The following is a 19,167-nucleotide window of genomic DNA, read 5'->3' on the forward strand; positions in this document are numbered from 1 at the left end:
CTAATATTACATTAAATATTTATAAAAAAATTAAGTTTTATAATTTAAGTTTTTTTAGATAGAATTTTTAGAATTAATTTATATTTATAAGGAAATTTAGTGCAGCAAGAGTATTATGACTTGGATTTAGAACGAGCTATTTTAAGCAGTTGTATCATGAGTGAAGAAGCTTATGCTAGTATAGCAGGTGATATTAGCCCAAAAGATTTTAGTCTTAAAGCTCACCAAGATATTTTTAAAGCGGTTATAGCTTGTAGTAATAACAAAGAGCCCATTTCTGTAAGTTTTTTAAGAAAACATAAAAAAATAGATGAGCAAATTTTAGCAGAAATTCTTGCCACTCCTTCTATGATAGATTTGCCTGCTTATGTAAATGAACTTCACGAAAAGTCCGTAAAAAGACAACTCTTGAGTTTTGCACATCTTTTGCCAACTCGTATCAATGAAGATCGTGCTGTAAGTGAAATCGCAGATGAAATTGGTAAAGAAATTTTTAGCATTACAAATCGTGTGAATTCTAGAGATATTAAAGATGTTGATATGGTAATATCAGAACTTTTTGAAGAATTTAAAAAGCAAAAAACTTTAGAAAATAAAGGTATTATAGGGCTTGATACAGGTTTTGAAGGTCTAAATAAAATGACAAAAGGCTTTAAAGGGGGTGAACTTATAATAATCGCCGCGCGTCCAGGTATGGGAAAGACAACTCTTTGTTTAAATTTCATTGATAAGGTTTTAAGACAAAAAAAAGGCGTGGCTTTATTTTCTCTTGAAATGCCTGCAACTCAAATCATGCAAAGAATGCTATCTTCTAAAACTTCTATTCCTTTGCAAAAAATTTTAACTGCAGATTTAAACGATGATGAATGGGAGCGTTTAGGAGATGCTTGCAATGATTATAGTCAAAAGAAATTATATATTTACGATAGTGGTTATGCAACTATTGCTGATGTAAGGGCTATTTTAAGGCGTTTAAAATCTCAAGATGAAAGTATAGGACTTTGTGTGATTGACTATATAGGGCTTATGATGAGTAATTCAAATTTTAATGATAGACATTTGCAAGTTAGTGAAATTTCAAGAGGACTTAAGCTTTTGGCTAGGGAGCTTGATATACCTATTATTGCACTTTCACAACTTAATCGTGGCTTAGAGCAAAGGGCAAATAAGCGTCCTTTGATGAGTGATTTGCGAGAAAGTGGAGCTATAGAGCAAGATGCGGATGCTATTTTGTTTGTATATCGTGATGAGGTTTATAGAGAACAAGAAGAAAAAGAAAGAGAGAATAAAGCTAAAGCTGAAGGCAAAGCTTATCAAAGGCTTTTTATACCAAATCCTATGCAAGAAAATGCTGAAATTATTGTTGGAAAAAATAGAAATGGACCTGTTGGAACTATAGAAGTTGTATTTTTAAAAGAAAAATCTTGTTTTGTAGATAAACCTATAGGCTATGAAACTACTGAATTTACAGGCTAGCTTTAATAAAATAAGTTTTTAATATTTTAAAGTTATTTTTTACGACACAACCTGTCGCAAGGGTGTTTTATACTTTCTTTGTTATTTTAAAACAAGGAGAGAAAATGTTAAAACAAATCGCATTTGGTAGTATAGCTCTTACAGCTACAGGATATGGCATAAAAAAATTATACGAAAAATTATCCAAGCCAGAAAGAAAATTTGATACACATGCTATTGTTCCAAGCTGTAAAGATATGATCAATACCGAAGAATACAAACTCAAAAGAGAGCTTGAAATCGAACAAAAGAAAAATCAAATTCAAGAATTTCTTTGCGAATGTATGGAGTGTTATAGCGGCTTTTCAAAATATTTTAATTCTAAGGAATTTTTAGAATTTGAGCAAAATTTTACCTCTAAAAATAATCATAAAACAGAATTTCTTTTGTCGTCTTATAAAGATCAAATGATAAAAGTAATCGACTATGCTAAAAAATTTGAATGCTTAAGTGCTTTTTTGGAAACACAAAGCGAAAAAAATGACTTAGCGGTTGTAAAAATGATAAGCGAAAGCATGGAGAGAAAAACACAGAGATTTTATCTGCAAACAAAATTTTAAACTTTTCCTCAGTATATTTTTCCTTCTATGTGGAGTTCTCCTATGTGGAATAAACAATGGGAATAATGCTTGGAATTTTAAGCCTTATAGCTGGCTTTGTTGCCATAGTGTTGATGTGTAGTTTGTATTTTATAGCGTTTATGGTTTTTGTTGGCATAGCGATACTTATTTTTTTTCTATGCAACCTTATCCTTATAATATAATATTTTGCGCTATATATTTAATCACAATTTTAGCGCTAGTGCTATGGCGTAAAACTTAAAAATTTCACTTCTCCCTTGACGGGGGGGGGGATTTGATAAAATACAAAGTTAAAAATTTTAAAAACAAGGAGAAAATATGGCCTACAGATATGATAAAGATTTAGAATTCTTAAAAGAATTAAGCAGTCCAGAACTCGATGAGCTTGTAAAAATTTTAACCCATGATAAAGACGGGAAAGTTCGTTTTACTGAAGAGTTAACCAATAATGATCTTTATAAAAAACATTATCCAGATCATAAAGAATATATCGAACTCATTTTAGAAGAATTTCAAAAATTTGGAGGAAATAGTATTCTTAATATATTTCGAGGTGGTGGAGTTTTATATAATGAAATTCTACGCGATGTTGCAAAAAATTTGATGTAAAATTTGATGAAAATGAAAGCACAAACTCCATAGAAACATCACTTTTATGCAAATTAATAGAAGAAGAGTTAAAAAATTCTCAAGATGAAAATACATTAAGAGAACTTGTAAATATTTTCGAACTTGGCATTTCTAATATTAATAAACAAACAGTTGTAATGGGATTGCAATCTCTTATTAAAATAGGTGGATTTAAAAGCTATCAAATTGCAGTAATAGTTGCAAATCAAGTTATGAAAGTTTTACTAGGAAGAGGTTTATCTCTTGCGGCAAATGCAACACTTACAAGAGCTTTAAGTCTTTTTTCTGGTCCGGTAGGTTGGACAATTATGACCACATGGACTGCATTGGATTTAGCTAGCCCAGCCTATAGGGTTACTATACCAGCAGTACTTCAAATTATAATTTTAAGACTAAAACACAATACAAAAACTAAACACAAGGAAATGCATTAATGGAAAATATTTGCCAATTTATCATAGAAAATATTGATAAAAATTCATTAAATACAAAAAAAATAAAACTTGTTTTCAATATGCAAGAGCAAGAAATTACAACAATTTCGAAGATATTTAAGGTATCTTCGGAACACATTATTGCTTTTTATGATACCTCAACATCCTTTAATTATTTTAGCAAAACTACCGGAATATGTTTTACTGGCAAAGAAGTTATCTTTAAAAGAAAAGAAGATGAAGTTTTAATGAAAATCAACTATGAAGATTTCAAAGAGGCAAATAAATCCTTACCTGAAAAAACAACAACTCTTCAAGACATCAAATTTCCCATATCTTTTCATAATCTTGGAACATCTTATCTTTCATTTGATGATTTCAAAAAGAAAAACTACATAGAAGAAAATGATGAGCTTATAATAAATTTTTTACACATCTTAACTTCAAAAAATAACATAGAAAGTTTTAAAAATGAAAGTATGTTTCCACAAGCCTTAGAAAAAACAAACGAAAGTATTAAAGAAAACTATATAAAAGTTATTATTAAAATAATATTAGATCAATACGGTTTTTTAGATGAAAAAAGATCAATCAAAATTTTTGCTCTAATGAATAAAATTAATGTTGCTTCAGAAACAAGGTATAAAATACAAGATTTTTTACATAATAAACATTCTAGTTTTGAAGATTTGCTAAACATCATAAAACAAGAATCTAGATTTATGCAATTCAAATATATTTTAATTTCACTAATAAAAGACTTAATTGATATAGATTTTGAAGATAATAAAATTTATAATTTTTTGTATGAAAACAAAGACATTTTTAAAATCAAAGACCTTAAAGAAATCTATTGGATAAAAGAAATCATTAAAAAAGAATATCAAATAATATTAGACGATAATAAAGAAATTCAGCAAATTTTTAACTTTATATCCGAAACAGCTACAAAAAATAATATATCATTAAACGGTTTATATCTTTCAGGAATGACAATTGGCATGTCTGTATCAATTATGGAGTTACTAGGATTTGGGGAATTAATAAAATTACCACTAATTGATTCTTCAAAAAAATATCACAATAAAAACAAACAACAATTACGTCTTTTTATTATTCAAGAAATTCTCAAAGAAAATCAAAAAACAATTACCCAAATTATTGATATCATCAATAATTTAATTGAGCAATGTAATACAAATACACAAAATTTACAAGAATTAATAAAATTATTAAAATTGGCTTCAAAAAATAATGAAACTTTTAAAGAAAGGGAAAAACTTTTATATTGCCCAGAAACGCTTTCATTGATAACAATAAATAATCATCTAAAAGAAGATGATATTCAATTTATAGAACAATACTATACCTATAATCAAAATACTCATGAGTATGAGCGCAATGACAATCTTTCTTCGTCAGATTTAGAAAAACTTTCAAATTTTTTTAAATTAAAAAATCTATAAGGATAATTTTATGGATAAAATACAAGAAAACACCAAAATAGAAAAGGCTATATTAGCCGAAAAACAACAAATCTTTTTAATACAAAATAAATTATCCGAAATTGAAAAAAATATCAAAGAACAATGTTTAACCATAGAACAGATTCAAAATAGTATCACAGAAAAAAATCAAAATTTGAGCAATATAGAATATAAGGAAAATCAATCAATCGATTCATTGGAAAATTTTTTTAACACTTATAGCAATTGGGAAACATATTGTCAAGAAATTGAAAAATATTTAAACTTAAAAAAAATAAACTCAAATGAAGATTCTTTAAAATTTTTGACCACTTATTCAAATTTATCAGATGTTAAAAAAAGAATTGAAGATGAATTTACCCATAGAAATGCAGAGTGCGATAAGTATGATTATTTAATAGCAATAACATGTGGAGCAATAGCTGGCATTATGGACATTTTTTTAGTTGGAAATCCTAAAGATAGCTATCTAGGAAAAAAGGTAGATAAGACGGTAGAAAAAATGACTCAAAAATTTGCACAATTATGTGGTTGGGATAAGCAAAAAGCATTAGACAAAAACAAAGATTTAACTAAAAGTGTTATAGCGTTTTTGGAAAACAAATTTAAAATTAATTATGATCAAACTACTACAAACGGAAGAAATGGAACAAATGGAAAAGTAGATAATTTAAGTATGAAAAATCATCATTTAAAAAGCATAGGTCACTCTCCAGATATTTTCGGGTTATTTGTATCTATAGTAAATCAATTTACCAATACTTCAACTTTTGTCAGCAACGGAAAAATCATAACCATAGATACAAATACTTTTGAATTACAAGGGGGAAATTTTATTGCTAAAATATTTTGTGGATTTTTTAATTGGTTTGGACATTTAGCATCTGATTGGTGTGGATCTAGTGGAGGAAAGGAAAGAGGTGCAGGCATTCCTATGCCTTTTTATAATTTATTTTTACTTTGTGATTTTGGAAATTTTGGACAACATAGACAAACACTAGCACAAATTGCAACCCAAGTTTTTGAACAAGGATATGATCTTAGGCATGGAGTTACTATGTCTATTCCTGTTATGATTAATGAAATGCTAATTCGTTTTATGTATATAATAAAAGCTAAATTTTACCACAAAAAAGAATGGAAAGAATGTATACCAAAAGATGACATACCTGAATTAAATAAAATGCTTTTAATAGGATCTGGTACTTTTTTATTAATTGATACTGGTGGTGCATGGATAAAAAGTAAAAATCCTATAACAAATCCGGTAGTTTTCCTTTCTGAAATCAATTTAATTAATGTTATAAGATTTAGCACTTTAATTCTTAAAGAAATTTATATATTATATAATAATGGAAAAATAGATAATAAAAAATTAGAAAAATATCTAGATGACACTTGTAAAATTTTATTAATTGAAGCTCATAATAAATCTAAGCCTTTTAAAGAAATCCTAAAATAAGGCAAAGCATGAACCACCTTTTAATCCTTTATAATCCCTACTATCAAGAAGATGTCATCAAGCAACATTTAAGCATTTTACAAGAAAAATCCCAAGTTGCCTTTGGCAAAATCAAATCAAAACTCAACGATCAAGAAAAGCAAAATTTCTTAGAAGAAATTTACCAAAGTACAAATGAAGAAAATTTCTTGCAACTTTTTTAAGCGATTATGCTAATTTATTTGTCGCTAAGGTGGTAAAAATTTCTAAAAATGTCGATGAAAGTTTGATTCCTAGTTATTATAAAGAAAAAAATTTAGAAGTGGAAGACTTTTTTATCATCAGTGATTTAAGAGAATTAGTCAGGGAAGATTTTAGTCTTTTAAGAGATAAATTTTTAGCCAATTTCATCACCCCAAACGATCACACCTATGCCATTTATGGCAATAATTACACCTATCCTTTGCCTGTGAGATTAAAAGAAGAGTGTTCTTATTTTTTAGGAGATGAAAAGCATTATCTAAGCGTGTATAAAAGCAAAGAATACCTAGCCATGCAAGAAAATTTCATACGCTTTGTTTTTGGCAAAAGGATTTTTTATCTCTTGCACCCTGATAGCATAAGCAATATCATTCATGCAGAATTAGAGCTTTTACAAAGCGAAAACGATCTTTTAAATGATTTTACAAGCATTATAGTCAAATACTCCGAAACCTTAGAATATGAAATTTACGCTTTTGCCAAAAAAGTTCTTTTAAAAGCTTGTATGAAAGATCCTAGCCTTTATGATTTAGCTTATAATGTCCAAGGCAAATCTTTTATACTTAAAGATTTTTTTACCCAAAAGCCTAATCTTGGAAGTATTAAATTTCTACTCAGACATGAAAATATCCAATATCATTTAGGAAAAAGTTTAACTCAATTTATCAATTATCCTTTTTCAAAAAGTCTTACTCTCATTCAAGAAATCCGTAATGAAGCCGTTCATGCAAAAGCCCCAAGTTTAAATGAAGTCAAAAAACTTAGAAATGAAATTTTAGGCATAGAAGGTGTAAGCTTGTTAAAAAGCATTTTAACCCACAAGGAAATTTCATGAAAGAATACGACAAATTAAGCATACGCTTGGTGCAGATTTTATCAAAATTTAACAATGGAGAAAGTCTAAGTGCCCAAGAGCTTGCGCAAGAGTTTAATGTCGATACAAGAACCATACAAAGAGATCTTAACGAAAGACTTACTTTTATGCCTATTAAAAAAGAAAATGGAAGATATGTTTTAGAAAGCTTTGCTTTGGGAAAATTAAGCTTTAAAGATATACAGAATTTCGCCACCTTAAGTGGCATTGCTGAGCTTTATCCAAAACTCGATCAAGGCTTTATAGTTGATCTTTTAAGCCATAGGGTAAATAAAGTTTTGATGGTAAAAAATGAAGGTTTTCAAAAGGTGGATTATGAGCTTTTTAAAGATCTTAGTGTGGCTATACTCAAACACAATGTATTAAATTTTTTCTATAAGGAAAAAGAACGCCAAATCAAACCTTGCAAACTCGTAAATTACAAGGGAATTTGGTATCTTTTAGGGGATGAAAACGATAAATTAAAACATTTTAATTTAGATAAAATTTCAAAACTTCGCACTAAAAATGAAAATTTTATTCCCAGTGAAAAACTTGAGGAACAAATCCAAAATGATCCTAATATCTGGCTTGGAGAAAGCAAAGAAGTGATTTTAAAACTTGATAAAAATGCTAAGGAATATTTTTTTAGAAAAGAAATACTAAGCAATTATCAAATCATTGATAAAGATGAAACAAGCTATACTTTAAGCACTCAAGTTTCCTATGAAGATGAAATTTTACATCTTGGTTAAACAGTGGATTCCTTATATAAAAATTCTAGCTCCTATAGAACTGAAAATACGGCTAGAAGATATTTTAAAAAGTTATTTAAACAATCTATCTAAATAAAATTTATTTTAAATCCTTAACTGGTTGCGAAGGGGAGATTTGAACTCCCGACCTTCGGGTTATGAGCCCGACGAGCTAACCACTGCTCTACTTCGCGGCATATAAGATACTTTGAAATATAAAATAAGAAGTGGATGGGGTAAAGGGATTCGAACCCCTGAATGACAGGACCAAAACCTGTTGCCTTACCGCTTGGCGATACCCCAATAAATATTTTTTAAAAGTGTGATTATAATGAATTTTAATTTATTTGTCAAGCAATTTAAGTTATAATTTTAAAAATTTTAAGGAAATAAAAATGAAATTTGTTAGCGTAGAACAAGCGATTAAGGATTTACAAGCAGGAAAAATGCTTGTTATGGTAGATGCAGAAGATAGAGAAAATGAAGGCGATTTAATCTTTCCTGCGCAATTTAGCACTCAAGAAAAAGTAAATTTCATGATAAAAGAAGCTCGTGGTGTGGTTTGTGTAGCCTTAGATGAAACTTTGGCAAAAAAATTTGAACTTCCTTTAATGGTGCCTAAAAATACTTCAAACCACGAAACTGCTTTTACTATAACCGTAGATGCAAAAGATGCTACAACGGGAGTTAGCGCCTATGAAAGAAATATGACTATACAAATTTTTGCCGATGATAATGCTAAGGCGAGTGATTTTGTAAGACCAGGGCATATCAATCCTTTAATCGCAAAAAAAGGTGGGGTTTTAGAACGCACAGGTCATACAGAAGGCACGGTTGATCTTTGTAAATTAGCAGGATTAAAAGGTGCTTGTGTGATTTGTGAAATTGTAAAAGATAATGGAGATATGGCAAGAAGAGAAGATCTAGAAATTTTTTGCCAAAAACATGATTTAAATATGATAGCCGTAAGCGATCTTATAGAATATCGCCTAAAACATGAAAGCCTTATTAAGCTTGAAGAAAAAAGTCAAAGTGTTTTAGCAGGCTTTAAAGCAGAAAAATTTATCTTTAGTGATCATAATCAAACCCAACACATAGCTTTTTGCTTTAAAGATATCAAAAAATGTGAAAATGTTAAATTTCATATCAGTGGTAGTGATTTTGAGCTTTTAACTTCAGATAAATTTTCAAAACTTTTAGAGCAAATCAAATTTCTTAGTGAAAATGGTGGCGTTATAGTTTTCATGCAAGGAGAAAAATCCAGTACTACTCAATACAAAAACTATGGTATAGGAGCACAGATTTTAAGATATTTTGGTATAGAAGAAATTAAACTTTTATCTCAAAGTTGTGATAAAGACTATATAGGTTTAGAAGGTTTTGGTTTAAATCTTAAAGCTTGTAATTTTAACTAAAAAGGAAAAAAATGACTTTAAAAGAACAAATTTTAAACGATATCAAAGAGGCAATGAAACAAAAAGATGATTTTAAAAGAGATAGTTTAAGAACTCTAAATGCAGCTTTTAAGCAAATAGAAGTGGATGAAAGAATAGAGTTGGATAATGAAAGAATTTATAAAATCATTGCAAGTGAAATCAAAAAACGCAAAGACGCAATCGAACTTTATCTTAAGGCAAATCGTGAAGATTTAGCACAAAAAGAACAAAATGAAATAAGTCTTTTTGAAATTTATCTGCCTAAACAACTAAGTGATGAGGAGTTAACTTTAGCCTTAAAACAACTTATAGAAGAATTGGGCGTAAGTTCACTAAAAGAACAAGGTTTGGTAATGAAAGAAGCTAAAATAAAATTAGGTGCGAGTGTTGATGGCAAAAGACTTAATTTAGCACTTAAAGAGCTTTTACAATAATTTTTTGGAGTGTTATTATGAAAGAGTTAAGCGGTTCGGCAATGATTTGCGAGGCTTTAAAAGAAGAAAATGTTAAAATTGTTTTTGGTTATCCTGGAGGCGCTGCGCTTAATATTTATGATGAAATTTACAATCAAAAGTATTTTAAACATATTTTAGTGCGTCATGAACAAGCGGCTTTGCATGCTGCTGATGCTTACGCAAGAATGAGCGGAGAAGTGGGCGTAGCTATAGTTACAAGCGGACCAGGTTTTACAAATACTATTACAGGTCTAGCTACGGCTTATAGCGATTCTATCCCTTTGGTGTTGATTTCAGGGCAGGTGGCAAATTCTCTTATTGGTACAGATGCTTTTCAAGAAATTGATGCAGTAGGCATTTCAAGACCTTGTGTAAAGCATAATTATTTAGTTACTTGTATAGAAGAGTTTCCACGCATTTTAAAAGAGGCTTTTTATATAGCAAGAAGTGGTAGACCTGGGCCTGTGCATATAGATGTGCCAAAAGACGTAAGTGCAACTTTGGGACTTTGGGAATACTCTAAAGAAATTTCCATGAAGACTTATAAGCCCGTTTATAAGGGTAACTCAAAGCAAATTAAAAAATTTGCAGAGCTTTTAAAAGAAGCAAAAAGACCTTTGTTTTACTTAGGTGGAGGTTGCATCAGTTCTAATGCAAGCGAGCAAATCAGAGAGCTTATAAAATTTACAAAAATTCCAGCAGTTGAAACTTTGATGGCGCTTGGAACTTTAAGAAGTGATGATGTTTTTAATCTTAAAATGGCAGGCATGCATGGAAGCTATGCTGCTAATATGGCTTTAAGTGAGTGTGATTTGCTTGTGAGTGTAGGAGCGAGATTTGATGATAGGATTACAGGAAAAACAAGTGAATTTGCTAAACATGCGACTATAGTTCATGTTGATATTGATCCCAGTTCTATTTCAAAGATTATCAATGCGCATTATCCTATAGTAGGAGATATTAAAGAAGTTCTTAAAGAGCTTTTAGAAGAGCTTAAAAAGGAAAATTTCAACACAACTTTTAAAGAATGGCATGAAACTTTAAAGCGTTATAATGAACTTTATCCGCTTTCTTATGAAGATAGCAATGAGATTTTAAAACCGCAATGGGTGATTGAAGAATGTGCGAAAATGGCTCCAGATGCAAGGATTATTACCGATGTGGGTCAGCATCAAATGTGGGTGGCACAGTTTTATCCTTTTAATTATCCAAGACAACTTGCAACAAGTGGAGGGCAAGGAACTATGGGATATTCTTTACCTGCTGCTTTGGGTGCAAAGCTTGCTGTGGGTGAAGAAGTGGTGATTAATTTCGTAGGCGATGGATCGGTTTTAATGAATATCCAAGAGCTTATGACTGCCTATGAGTATGGTATAAAAACTATAAATATTATTTTAAATAATGCCTTTTTAGGTATGGTAAGACAATGGCAAAGTATGTTTTATAAAGAGCATTTTTCACAAACTGATTTAAGCACTCAGCCTGATTTTATCAAAATAGCCCAAGGTTTTGGTTGTGAAGGTTATGAAATTTCAAACAAAGAAGAATTCATTCAAGCTTTTAGCCAAGCTTTAAAAAGTGATAAAACCTCTCTTTTAAATGTAAAAATTGATCGCTTTGAAGATGTTTTACCTATGGTGCCTGCAGGAGGTGCGATTTATAATATGATTTTACCAAAGGCAAAGGATAGACAATGAGAAGGGTTTTATCGGTAATTGTTTTAAATGAGCATGGGGTTTTATCTCGTATAGTAGGACTTTTTTCAGGAAGAGGTTATAATATTGACTCGCTTACAGTAGCACCTTTGGAAAATAAAGAATTTTCTCGTATTAATATAGTCACCTCAGGAAATGAAAGAACTTTTGAGCAGATAGTCAAACAACTTCATAAGCTCATTCCTACTTATAAAGTGATAGAAAGTGAAGAATTTATTGACAAAGAAATGGCTTTAGTGAAAATTCCTTTAAATGAAAATTTAGGTGGACTTGATGCCGTTTTGAAAGCTTATAATGGTACTATTGCAAATAGCAATGAAAATTTTTTGTTTTTAATGGTTGCTGATGATGCAAATCGCATTGATAATTTTTTAAAAACAATTAAAAAATACAATCCTAGTGATATAGTTCGCAGTGGATCTGTTTTGATGGAGATTAAATGAAATTAAGTGAAATAGCAGAATTTTTAAGCTTGGAATATAAAGGCGAGGATATAGAAATCAGTGCTTTAAATTCTTTATTGAAAGCAAATTTTACAGAGCTTACTTATTGTGATGGTGAGAAAAATACCAAAGATATACCTCACACAGGAGCTGCTGCTATTTTAGTATCTAAAGAATATGAAAATTTAGTACCTAAAGATACTAAAGCTTTGATTACTCAAAGTCCACATTTGAGTTTTGCTTTTTTAAGCAAGCTTTTTGCTAAACCTTTGATAAGCACAGCTAAAGAAAAAGTACAAAATATCGCAAAAAGCGCAAGAATCATGCCTAATGTTTATATAGGTGATAATGTAAATATCGGTGAAAATGTAATCATTATGGCGGGAGCTTATATAGGCGATAATGTCAGCATTGGTGATGAGAGTATTATCCATCCTAATGTAGTGATTTATAATGATACTAAAATCGGTAAAAAATGTCATTTGCTTGCCAATTGTGTAATAGGAAGCGATGGCTTTGGTTATGCGCACAATAAAAACGGCGAACATTATAAAATTTATCATAATGGCAATGTGGTTTTAGAAGATTTTGTAGAAGTGGGGGCTTGTACAACTATAGATAGAGCAGTTTTTGATAGTACTATTATCAAAGCAGGTACTAAGGTAGACAATCTAGTTCAAATCGGACATAATTGCAATATAGGTCAAAATTGTATCATTGTGGCACAAACTGGAATTTCAGGTTCAAGTGAGTTAGGACGCAATGTTATTATGGGTGGTCAAAGTGCAACGAGTGGACATTTAAAAATAGGCGATTTTAGTACTATAGCTGCAAGAGGCGGTGTGAGTAAAAATTTAGAAGGCGGGCGTGTTTATGGAGGTTTTCCTATCATGCTTCAAAAAGATTGGCTAAAACTTCAAGCTAAAATAGCAATAAATTTTAAAGAAAAATCACAAGATTAACATCGCATCGCCATAAGAGTAAAAGCGATATTTTTCTTTTATGGCGAGTTCATAAAGTTTTAAACACTGTTCTCTACCGATAAAAGCTGAAACTAGCATGATAAGAGTAGATTTTGGTAAATGAAAATTGGTTAAAAGATGATTTTGTCTTATAGGTGGATTTTGTGGGTGTAAAAAAAGATCACAAAAACCATTTTTTGTTTTAGTTCTTGTATAATATTCTATGGTTCTTGTTACCGTTGTTCCTACGCCTAAAATAGCTTGTTTAGAATCTATAATTTCACATGCTTGCTGCGGAATATTAAAAAATTCGCTATGCATTTTATGCTCTTGTATATTTTCACATTCCACGCTTTTAAAGGTTCCAGCTCCTACATGCAAGGTTAAATGATAAATTTCGTGTTTTTTTCTTAAATTTTCAAGCATAGTCTCACTAAAATGTAAACTTGCAGTCGGAGCAGCCACTGCGCCTAAATTTTTTGCAAAGATACTTTGATAATCTTTCAAATCACTTTTTTCATCCTCCCTTTTAATATAAGGAGGCAAGGGTATATGTCCTATCTTGTCAAGCAGGTTGTAAAGATTTGAGGTGTCTAAGGTTTTATCATTTTGAAAAAATTGAACTTTTCGAAGACCATCATTTAAAAGTTCTACAACGCGTACTTTTAAATCATCTTTAAAATATAAGATTTCATCTTTTTTAATGCGCCCTTTAATTTGAGCTAGAAAAAGCGGATTGTGAGAATTTAAAAAAGGTTGATGCAAGAAAAGCTCTATTTTTCCTCCGCTTGCTTTATTGCCATAAATTCTTGCTTTAATAACTTTGGTATCATTGAAAAAAATCGCGCAGTTGGGTAAAAAGTCTTGTAAATTTTTAAAAGTAGTATGAAAAATTTCTTTGTTTTTGCGATCAAAAACCAAAAGCCTAGCATCTTCTTTTGGATTTGTAGGATAGTTGGCTATGAGTTCATTAGCTAGAGTGTAATCATAGCTTGAAAGAAGTAAGTCTTTATTCATCGCTTTCTTTATCTTTTGGAGCAGGATTTACCTTTTGAACAATTAAAATAGAAAGTCCATAAAGTCCGCAAAGTGGTCCTGCCATTAAAAATTGAGATAAAACATCAGGTGGAGTCATAAAGGCTGAAAAAACAAAAATAACTAAAACAGCTATGCGAAAATGGCGTTTTAAAAAACTATCATCTATAAGTCCGATTTTAGCAAAGAAAAAGGCAATTACAGGCATTTCAAAAGCTAAGCCAAAAGCCACAACAACTTTGGTAAAAAAATCTACATAAGTTCCTATGGTAATCACAGGATTAAAATCTTCATTTAAACCAAAATTAATCAAAAATTTAAAAGCCAAAGGCACTACAACAAAATAGCAAAAACAAGCCCCAAAGGCAAACATAATGCTTGCAAAGCTAACAAAAGGCACTACAAGGCGTTTTTCATTATCATAAAGTCCTGGAGCTACAAATTTCCAAAATTGCCAAAAAATTACAGGTAGAGAAAAGATAAAGGCTGCAAAAAAACTAACCTTCATTGCGGTAAATAAGGCTTCTTGTACTTCAATTACATTCACATGTTTGGCTACTTCGGGTAAAACAGCTATAAGTGGAGCTTTTAGAATATCTAAGATATAGCTACGCAAGGCAAAACATACAATAAACATAACTACAATGCAAGCAACGCTTATAAAAAGGCGTTTTCTAAGTTCTATTAAATGAGGTCTTAATTCTTCAAACATTTATTTTTCCGTTTTATCTTGTGTTTCTAATCTGGTAAGATTTGGTTTTTCTTCTGTATTTAAATTTTGTTCGCTAAGGTTATTTTTTACTTTATCATCTCTGCTATCAAAGGTTAAATCTACCTTTGTTTTATCTAAAATATCTCTCTTAAGGTCATCAAATTCTTCAAAGCTGAGTTTTTTGCGTATATTTTCATTAGTGCTTGAAAATTCATCTTTGTATTTCTTAGCTTCTTCTTTTAAGTCATTGATGCGTATTTCTTTTTCTATGCTTGATTTTGCATCATCTATGTTGCGTTTTACAGCCTTTAGAATTTTTGCTATTTGTACTATAGCTTCTGGAAGTTTATCAGGTCCTAAGACTAAAATCGCTACAACTAAAATAACTATAATTTCACCAAAACTCATTAATCATTACTCTTTGATTTGATATTTTAAATAAATATTTTACTTAAAAAACTTAAATTTAAGATGAGAGATATAAAGTAAGTTCATCGCTAATGAGAAAATTAGGATTAAAATATCTTTTATTTTTGTAAAAAAGTTTTTTTTCTTTTAATAATATATTTATTTTGTCTTTTTGCCATTGATTGAGTTTTGTTTCATCAATCCCTACTATACTTCTAAGTCCTAAAAATAGGTGCTCTAAATTCAAGTCTTTGGAACTTAGTTGCTCTATAGATCTAAAAGTAGGATTTTCTATGTAATTTTTTAAATTTTTTGCTGTATAAAAACGCTTATTTTCATAAAATCCTACTGCACTTAATCCACAAGCTAGGTAGTTTTTTCCTTGCCAATAAGCAAGATTATGTTTGCAAATTTGGGCTTTGGTTTTTGAAAAATTACTGATTTCATATTGAAAAAAGTCAAGCTCTAGAAGTTGTTTGATGAAAAATTTCATTAAATTAGGAGCATTTTTTTTGAAATGTTCTTTTTTAGCAAAGGCTGTGTTTGATTCTATGGTTAAATTATAAGCACTAAGGTGTGTGATTAAATCCTTGATTTGTTTTAAGTGTAAGAGTTCAAATTCAAGCATTTTTTTATTGTCTAATTTTGTATCATAAATAAGATCTAAATTGATATTTTTAAAACCTACTTTATTTGCGTTTTCTAATGTTTTGATAATCATTTCTTGATTGTGAATTCTTCCAAGAAAGTGAAGTTTTTTAGGATGAAAACTTTGAGCTCCAAAAGAAATGCGATTAACTCCTAGATTTTTCATATTTTTAAGCCAATTTAATGTTGCTGAGTTGGGATTAACTTCGCATGAAATTTCTACATTTTTATCTAGTAAGGGATATAAAATTTTAAAAATATCTTCATAATTATACGCATCGACACAACTTGGTGTTCCTCCGCCTATGAATAAGGTTTTAATTTGATTTGATTGAATGTTAAATTGTTTTAATTGAAAAACAATATCTTCTTTTAAAGCCTGAAAATAAGCTTTTTCATAATCATTTTTTTTCAAACTTGTAAAAGCGCAATAATTACATTTGCTTTCACAAAATGGAATATGGATATAAAAATGCATAAAAACCCTAGAATATTTTATTAAATTTTTAATGTATTTTAATAAAAATTTGATTTGATTTAGGTTAAAATTATATTCTTGAGATTTAAGGAAAAATATTGTGGAAAACGAGAAAAATTATAGACCAAATGTTGCAGCTATTGTTTTATCAAGTTCTTATCCTTTTGAGTGTAAGATTTTTGTAGCTAAAAGAAGTGATATGGATAATATTTGGCAATTTCCACAAGGAGGTATTGATAAAGGTGAAAGTGTCAAAAACGCTTTATTTAGAGAACTAAAAGAAGAAATAGGCACTGATGAGGTTGAAATCATTGCTGAGTATCCAGAATGGTTGAGTTATGATTTTCCGAGTAAAATTGTTAAAAAAATGTATCCTTATGATGGGCAGATTCAAAAATATTTTTTAGTGCGTTTAAAGCACGGTGCTACAATCAATATCAATACCAAGCATCCTGAATTTGATGATTATCAATTTGTGAGTGTTAAACAAATTTTTGAAATGATTAATCATTTCAAAAAAAATATTTATGTTAGAGTGATCAAATATTTTGAAGAGAAAGGTTATATCTAAAATGCTTATAGTTCAAAAATATGGTGGAACAAGCGTTGGAACACTTGAGCGTATCGAAGCAGTAGCCAATAGGGTTATCCAAAGTGTGCAACAGGGTAGTCAACTTGTTGTTGTAGTATCTGCAATGAGTGGGGTGACAAATACTCTTATCGAGCAAGCTGAATATTTTAGTAAAACTCCTAATGGTAAAGATATGGATATGCTTTTAAGCAGCGGAGAGCGTGTAACAAGCGCTTTACTTTCTATCGCTTTAAATGAAAAGGGTTGTCCCGCTATATCGTTTTCTGGGAGAAAAGCAGGAATTATTACAGATAGTGTTTTTACAAAGGCAAGAATTCATCATATTGATACAAAAGCGATAAAATCAGAACTTCAAAATGGTAAAATAGTTGTTATAGCAGGTTTTCAAGGTGTAGATGAGGAAGGTAATGTAACTACCTTAGGGCGTGGTGGAAGCGACTTAAGTGCTGTGGCGGTAGCAGGTGCCTTAAATGCGGATTTGTGTGAAATTTATACCGATGTTGATGGGGTTTATACAACAGATCCAAGAATTGAACCAAAGGCAAAGAAATTGGATAAAATTTCTTATGAAGAAATGCTTGAACTTGCAAGTTTGGGTGCAAAAGTTTTGCAAAATCGCTCTGTAGAGCTTGCAAAAAAATTAAATGTTAACTTAGTAACTAGAAGTAGTTTTAACAATAACGAAGGAACAATGATAACAAAGGAAGATGGAATGGAACAAGCTTTAGTAAGTGGTATTGCTTTGGATAAAAATCAAGCAAGAGTGACTTTAAGAAATGTAGAAGATAAGCCTGGAATCGCAGCTGAAATTTTTTCTGTTTTAGCAAATGAAAATATTAATGTAGATATGATTATACAAAATGTTGGAGTTGATGGTGCTACAAATTTGGGTTTTACGGTTCCTCAAAATGAACTTGAATTAGCCAAAAATGCTATGCAAAAAATTTTAAGCTCAAAAACAACTATAGAAAGTGATAGTGCTGTAGTAAAAGTTTCTATAGTCGGCGTAGGTATGAAATCACATTCAGGAGTGGCAAGTAAAGCTTTTAAAGCTTTAGCTGATGAGGGGATTAATATCGGTATGATTTCTACTAGTGAAATAAAAATTTCAATGATAGTTCATGAAAAATACGGAGAACTTGCAGTTAGAGCACTACATGAGTGCTACGGACTTGATAAATAAATGAGTGATTTTTTAAGTTTTACTCTTGAAAATATTCGCAATGGCGGAGCTTTTATGGCATGGTTGGAGTCGCGTCGTTTAGAATGGGCTCCTTTGATGGCTGCAAGACTTAAATATCTTTTAGAAGGACGCACTTTTGTATTAATGTGTGATGAACAAAGATCTTGGTATGAAGAGTATTTTTTAAAAAATATAAATTCAAAAGCCACTCGTCCCATGCTCCCTTTTGTGTCGTTAAATTCTTTATGTAAGAAGAAAGTACAAAGTTCAGAAGATATAGCTTTACTTAATGACTTGCTTGACATTTCTTTTCCTAATGGTTATGTATATTTTTATATAGGAAGTGCTTCTGATAATAAATCTTTAATCGCTAAATCAAGAGATGATAGTTTATTGTGGCTTTTTGATGAGCAGTTACAAGATAGTTTTTATTTAAATTCTAAAGATAAAGACTTGGATATCAAGCTTATTAGTTTATATCAACTTTTTGATGTAAGTTTGGATGCAATATTATTTTCCAAGGTGCAATTAGGATAAATATTTTGTTTATTAGTAAGATTATTATCAGTGAAGATTTTTTAGGTATTAAGGAAGAAATGATTAATAATTTTGGTATTAAAAAATTAAGATTTTTTATACCACAAAATGAATTTTTACTTGATGATGCAAGAGCGGTTGAAAAAGAAAGCTATATCGCAGAAACTGAAGAAAAAATTATTGTTTTAATGGCGGATTCTTATAGGATAGAAGCGCAAAATTTTTTACTTAAACTTCTTGAAGAACCTCCAAAAAATATTAAATTTCTTATCGTGGTACCTTCTAAAAATTTACTTTTACCTACCATAAAATCGCGTCTTATTTGTGAAAAAAGAAAAGTTGAAAAGGAGGTTAAAAAACTTGATTTAGACCTTAAAAGAATGGATTTAAGAATGCTTTTTGATTTTTTGCAAAAAAATGAAAATTTGGATAAAAATGAACTTATGGATCAAATTGCATTACTTGCTAAAGAATGTGTAAAATATAAAGATTTTAATGCTGAAGAATTAGAGTTCTTTTATGAAAGTTATGAGCTTGCAAAATTAAATTCTAAAAGTGGGGTACTTTTGGCTACTCTTTTATTAAATTACTATACAAAGAAATAAA

At 30.1% G+C, this 19,167-nt stretch carries 17 protein-coding genes, 2 tRNA genes and 5 pseudogenes; 18 read left to right on the forward strand and 6 right to left on the reverse strand.

What is annotated here, in order from left to right; translation table 11 throughout:
* Positions 1-99: 99 nt before the first annotated feature.
* From OT390_RS02975 to OT390_RS03015, 9 genes and pseudogenes are all read left to right on the forward strand, one after another.
* Positions 100-1,476 carry a replicative DNA helicase gene (locus OT390_RS02975; RefSeq protein WP_032587550.1) on the forward strand — a complete coding sequence of 459 codons (1,377 nt, stop codon included), beginning with the start codon at positions 100-102 and terminating at the stop codon, positions 1,474-1,476.
* A gap of 62 nt (positions 1,477-1,538) precedes the next feature.
* A pseudogene (locus tag OT390_RS02980) lies at positions 1,539-2,141 on the forward strand (hypothetical protein).
* Positions 2,132-2,337 (forward strand): annotated as a pseudogene (locus OT390_RS02985) (hypothetical protein). The pseudogenes OT390_RS02980 and OT390_RS02985 overlap by 10 nt, the downstream one beginning before the upstream one ends.
* A gap of 77 nt (positions 2,338-2,414) precedes the next feature.
* Positions 2,415-2,705 (forward strand): DUF3944 domain-containing protein, encoded by a 291-nt coding sequence (locus tag OT390_RS02990; protein ID WP_074470967.1) that lies wholly within the window; start codon positions 2,415-2,417, stop codon positions 2,703-2,705.
* Positions 2,706-2,863: 158 nt separating this feature from the next.
* A complete protein-coding gene (locus OT390_RS02995) occupies positions 2,864-3,160 on the forward strand; it encodes a hypothetical protein (RefSeq protein WP_394535932.1) in 297 nt (98 codons plus the stop codon).
* On the forward strand, positions 3,160-4,626 hold the full coding sequence (locus OT390_RS03000) for a hypothetical protein (protein WP_002896194.1): 1,467 nt from the start codon (positions 3,160-3,162) through the stop codon (positions 4,624-4,626). The genes OT390_RS02995 and OT390_RS03000 overlap by 1 nt, the downstream gene beginning before the upstream one ends.
* A 10-nt stretch (positions 4,627-4,636) precedes the next feature.
* The gene (locus OT390_RS03005; protein WP_394535931.1) at positions 4,637-6,109 is read left to right on the forward strand and encodes a hypothetical protein; all 1,473 of its coding nucleotides are present in this window, start codon (positions 4,637-4,639) and stop codon (positions 6,107-6,109) included.
* A gap of 8 nt (positions 6,110-6,117) precedes the next feature.
* Positions 6,118-7,184: pseudogene (locus OT390_RS03010) on the forward strand (HP0729 family protein).
* Positions 7,181-8,054: pseudogene (locus tag OT390_RS03015) on the forward strand (helix-turn-helix transcriptional regulator). The pseudogenes OT390_RS03010 and OT390_RS03015 overlap by 4 nt, the downstream one beginning before the upstream one ends.
* Positions 8,055-8,075: 21 nt before the next feature.
* Here the strand turns inward: OT390_RS03015 and OT390_RS03020 are convergent.
* Together OT390_RS03020 and OT390_RS03025 are read right to left on the reverse strand one after the other, a co-directional pair.
* A tRNA-Met gene (locus OT390_RS03020) sits at positions 8,076-8,151 on the reverse strand.
* A gap of 34 nt (positions 8,152-8,185) precedes the next feature.
* A tRNA-Gln gene (locus OT390_RS03025) sits at positions 8,186-8,260 on the reverse strand.
* A gap of 92 nt (positions 8,261-8,352) precedes the next feature.
* Here OT390_RS03025 and OT390_RS03030 point away from each other — a divergent pair.
* From OT390_RS03030 to lpxD, 5 genes are read left to right on the forward strand one after another with little or no spacing between them, the layout of a single operon-like run.
* A complete protein-coding gene (locus OT390_RS03030; protein WP_002852104.1) occupies positions 8,353-9,372 on the forward strand; it encodes a bifunctional 3,4-dihydroxy-2-butanone 4-phosphate synthase/GTP cyclohydrolase II in 1,020 nt (339 codons plus the stop codon).
* Positions 9,373-9,383: 11 nt separating this feature from the next.
* Complete coding sequence (locus OT390_RS03035) at positions 9,384-9,827, forward strand: GatB/YqeY domain-containing protein (protein WP_002852081.1); 444 nt, start codon at positions 9,384-9,386, stop codon at positions 9,825-9,827.
* Between the two features lie 17 nt (positions 9,828-9,844).
* Positions 9,845-11,545, forward strand: a complete 1,701-nt coding sequence (locus tag OT390_RS03040) for an acetolactate synthase large subunit (RefSeq protein WP_002887659.1) — start codon at positions 9,845-9,847, stop codon at positions 11,543-11,545.
* Positions 11,542-12,006: an acetolactate synthase small subunit gene (ilvN, locus tag OT390_RS03045; RefSeq protein ID WP_002852211.1), complete on the forward strand. Its 465-nt coding sequence runs from the start codon at positions 11,542-11,544 to the stop codon at positions 12,004-12,006. The genes OT390_RS03040 and ilvN overlap by 4 nt, the downstream gene beginning before the upstream one ends.
* Positions 12,003-12,968: a UDP-3-O-(3-hydroxymyristoyl)glucosamine N-acyltransferase gene (gene lpxD / locus OT390_RS03050; RefSeq protein ID WP_002852180.1), complete on the forward strand. Its 966-nt coding sequence runs from the start codon at positions 12,003-12,005 to the stop codon at positions 12,966-12,968. Before ilvN ends, lpxD begins: the two co-directional genes overlap by 4 nt.
* On the opposite strand, the gene queA is transcribed toward lpxD, so the two are convergent.
* The 4 genes and pseudogenes from queA to hemW all read right to left on the reverse strand — a co-directional run bounded on the left by queA (position 12,957) and on the right by hemW (position 16,249).
* Positions 12,957-13,985 carry a tRNA preQ1(34) S-adenosylmethionine ribosyltransferase-isomerase QueA gene (gene queA, locus OT390_RS03055; RefSeq protein WP_002859950.1) on the reverse strand — a complete coding sequence of 343 codons (1,029 nt, stop codon included), beginning with the start codon at positions 13,983-13,985 and terminating at the stop codon, positions 12,957-12,959. The genes lpxD and queA overlap by 12 nt on opposite strands.
* Entirely contained in the window at positions 13,978-14,715 is a 738-nt protein-coding gene (gene tatC / locus OT390_RS03060) for a twin-arginine translocase subunit TatC (protein ID WP_002852171.1), read from the reverse strand. Before tatC ends, queA begins: the two co-directional genes overlap by 8 nt.
* Positions 14,708-15,123 (reverse strand): annotated as a pseudogene (tatB, locus tag OT390_RS03065) (Sec-independent protein translocase protein TatB). Before tatB ends, tatC begins: the two are co-directional and overlap by 8 nt.
* Before the next feature lie 58 nt (positions 15,124-15,181).
* Positions 15,182-16,249 carry a radical SAM family heme chaperone HemW gene (gene hemW / locus OT390_RS03070; RefSeq protein WP_032586549.1) on the reverse strand — a complete coding sequence of 356 codons (1,068 nt, stop codon included), beginning with the start codon at positions 16,247-16,249 and terminating at the stop codon, positions 15,182-15,184.
* Between the two features lie 100 nt (positions 16,250-16,349).
* Between hemW and OT390_RS03075 the strand changes: the two genes are divergently transcribed.
* From OT390_RS03075 to OT390_RS03090, 4 genes are read left to right on the forward strand one after another with little or no spacing between them, the layout of a single operon-like run.
* Positions 16,350-16,820, forward strand: a complete 471-nt coding sequence (locus OT390_RS03075; protein ID WP_032586551.1) for an RNA pyrophosphohydrolase — start codon at positions 16,350-16,352, stop codon at positions 16,818-16,820.
* Between the two features lies 1 nt (position 16,821).
* Positions 16,822-18,024, forward strand: a complete 1,203-nt coding sequence (locus OT390_RS03080) for an aspartate kinase (protein WP_002859954.1) — start codon at positions 16,822-16,824, stop codon at positions 18,022-18,024.
* Positions 18,025-18,561 carry a HobA family DNA replication regulator gene (locus OT390_RS03085; protein WP_002852154.1) on the forward strand — a complete coding sequence of 179 codons (537 nt, stop codon included), beginning with the start codon at positions 18,025-18,027 and terminating at the stop codon, positions 18,559-18,561.
* Positions 18,562-18,566: 5 nt separating this feature from the next.
* Positions 18,567-19,166: a DNA polymerase III subunit delta' gene (locus tag OT390_RS03090; protein ID WP_002872578.1), complete on the forward strand. Its 600-nt coding sequence runs from the start codon at positions 18,567-18,569 to the stop codon at positions 19,164-19,166.
* Position 19,167 lies beyond the last annotated feature (1 nt).

Source organism: Campylobacter sp. CFSAN122748, assembly GCF_045277125.1.
GTDB lineage: Bacteria > Campylobacterota > Campylobacteria > Campylobacterales > Campylobacteraceae > Campylobacter_D > Campylobacter_D jejuni.

What these genes read in the sequence shown, in the direction of transcription:
- OT390_RS02990 (WP_074470967.1), top strand. Translation starts at nt 2,415, where the DNA reads ATGGCCTACAGATATGATAAAGATTTAGAATTCTTAAAAGAATTAAGC.
- OT390_RS02995 (WP_394535932.1), top strand. Translation starts at nt 2,864, where the DNA reads ATGGGATTGCAATCTCTTATTAAAATAGGTGGATTTAAAAGCTATCAA.
- OT390_RS03000 (WP_002896194.1), top strand. Translation starts at nt 3,160, where the DNA reads ATGGAAAATATTTGCCAATTTATCATAGAAAATATTGATAAAAATTCA.
- OT390_RS03005 (WP_394535931.1), top strand. Translation starts at nt 4,637, where the DNA reads ATGGATAAAATACAAGAAAACACCAAAATAGAAAAGGCTATATTAGCC.
- OT390_RS03030 (WP_002852104.1), top strand. Translation starts at nt 8,353, where the DNA reads ATGAAATTTGTTAGCGTAGAACAAGCGATTAAGGATTTACAAGCAGGA.
- OT390_RS03035 (WP_002852081.1), top strand. Translation starts at nt 9,384, where the DNA reads ATGACTTTAAAAGAACAAATTTTAAACGATATCAAAGAGGCAATGAAA.
- OT390_RS03040 (WP_002887659.1), top strand. Translation starts at nt 9,845, where the DNA reads ATGAAAGAGTTAAGCGGTTCGGCAATGATTTGCGAGGCTTTAAAAGAA.
- ilvN (WP_002852211.1), top strand. Translation starts at nt 11,542, where the DNA reads ATGAGAAGGGTTTTATCGGTAATTGTTTTAAATGAGCATGGGGTTTTA.
- lpxD (WP_002852180.1), top strand. Translation starts at nt 12,003, where the DNA reads ATGAAATTAAGTGAAATAGCAGAATTTTTAAGCTTGGAATATAAAGGC.
- queA (WP_002859950.1), bottom strand. Translation starts at nt 13,985, where the DNA reads ATGAATAAAGACTTACTTCTTTCAAGCTATGATTACACTCTAGCTAAT.
- tatC (WP_002852171.1), bottom strand. Translation starts at nt 14,715, where the DNA reads ATGTTTGAAGAATTAAGACCTCATTTAATAGAACTTAGAAAACGCCTT.
- hemW (WP_032586549.1), bottom strand. Translation starts at nt 16,249, where the DNA reads ATGCATTTTTATATCCATATTCCATTTTGTGAAAGCAAATGTAATTAT.
- OT390_RS03080 (WP_002859954.1), top strand. Translation starts at nt 16,822, where the DNA reads ATGCTTATAGTTCAAAAATATGGTGGAACAAGCGTTGGAACACTTGAG.
- OT390_RS03085 (WP_002852154.1), top strand. Translation starts at nt 18,025, where the DNA reads ATGAGTGATTTTTTAAGTTTTACTCTTGAAAATATTCGCAATGGCGGA.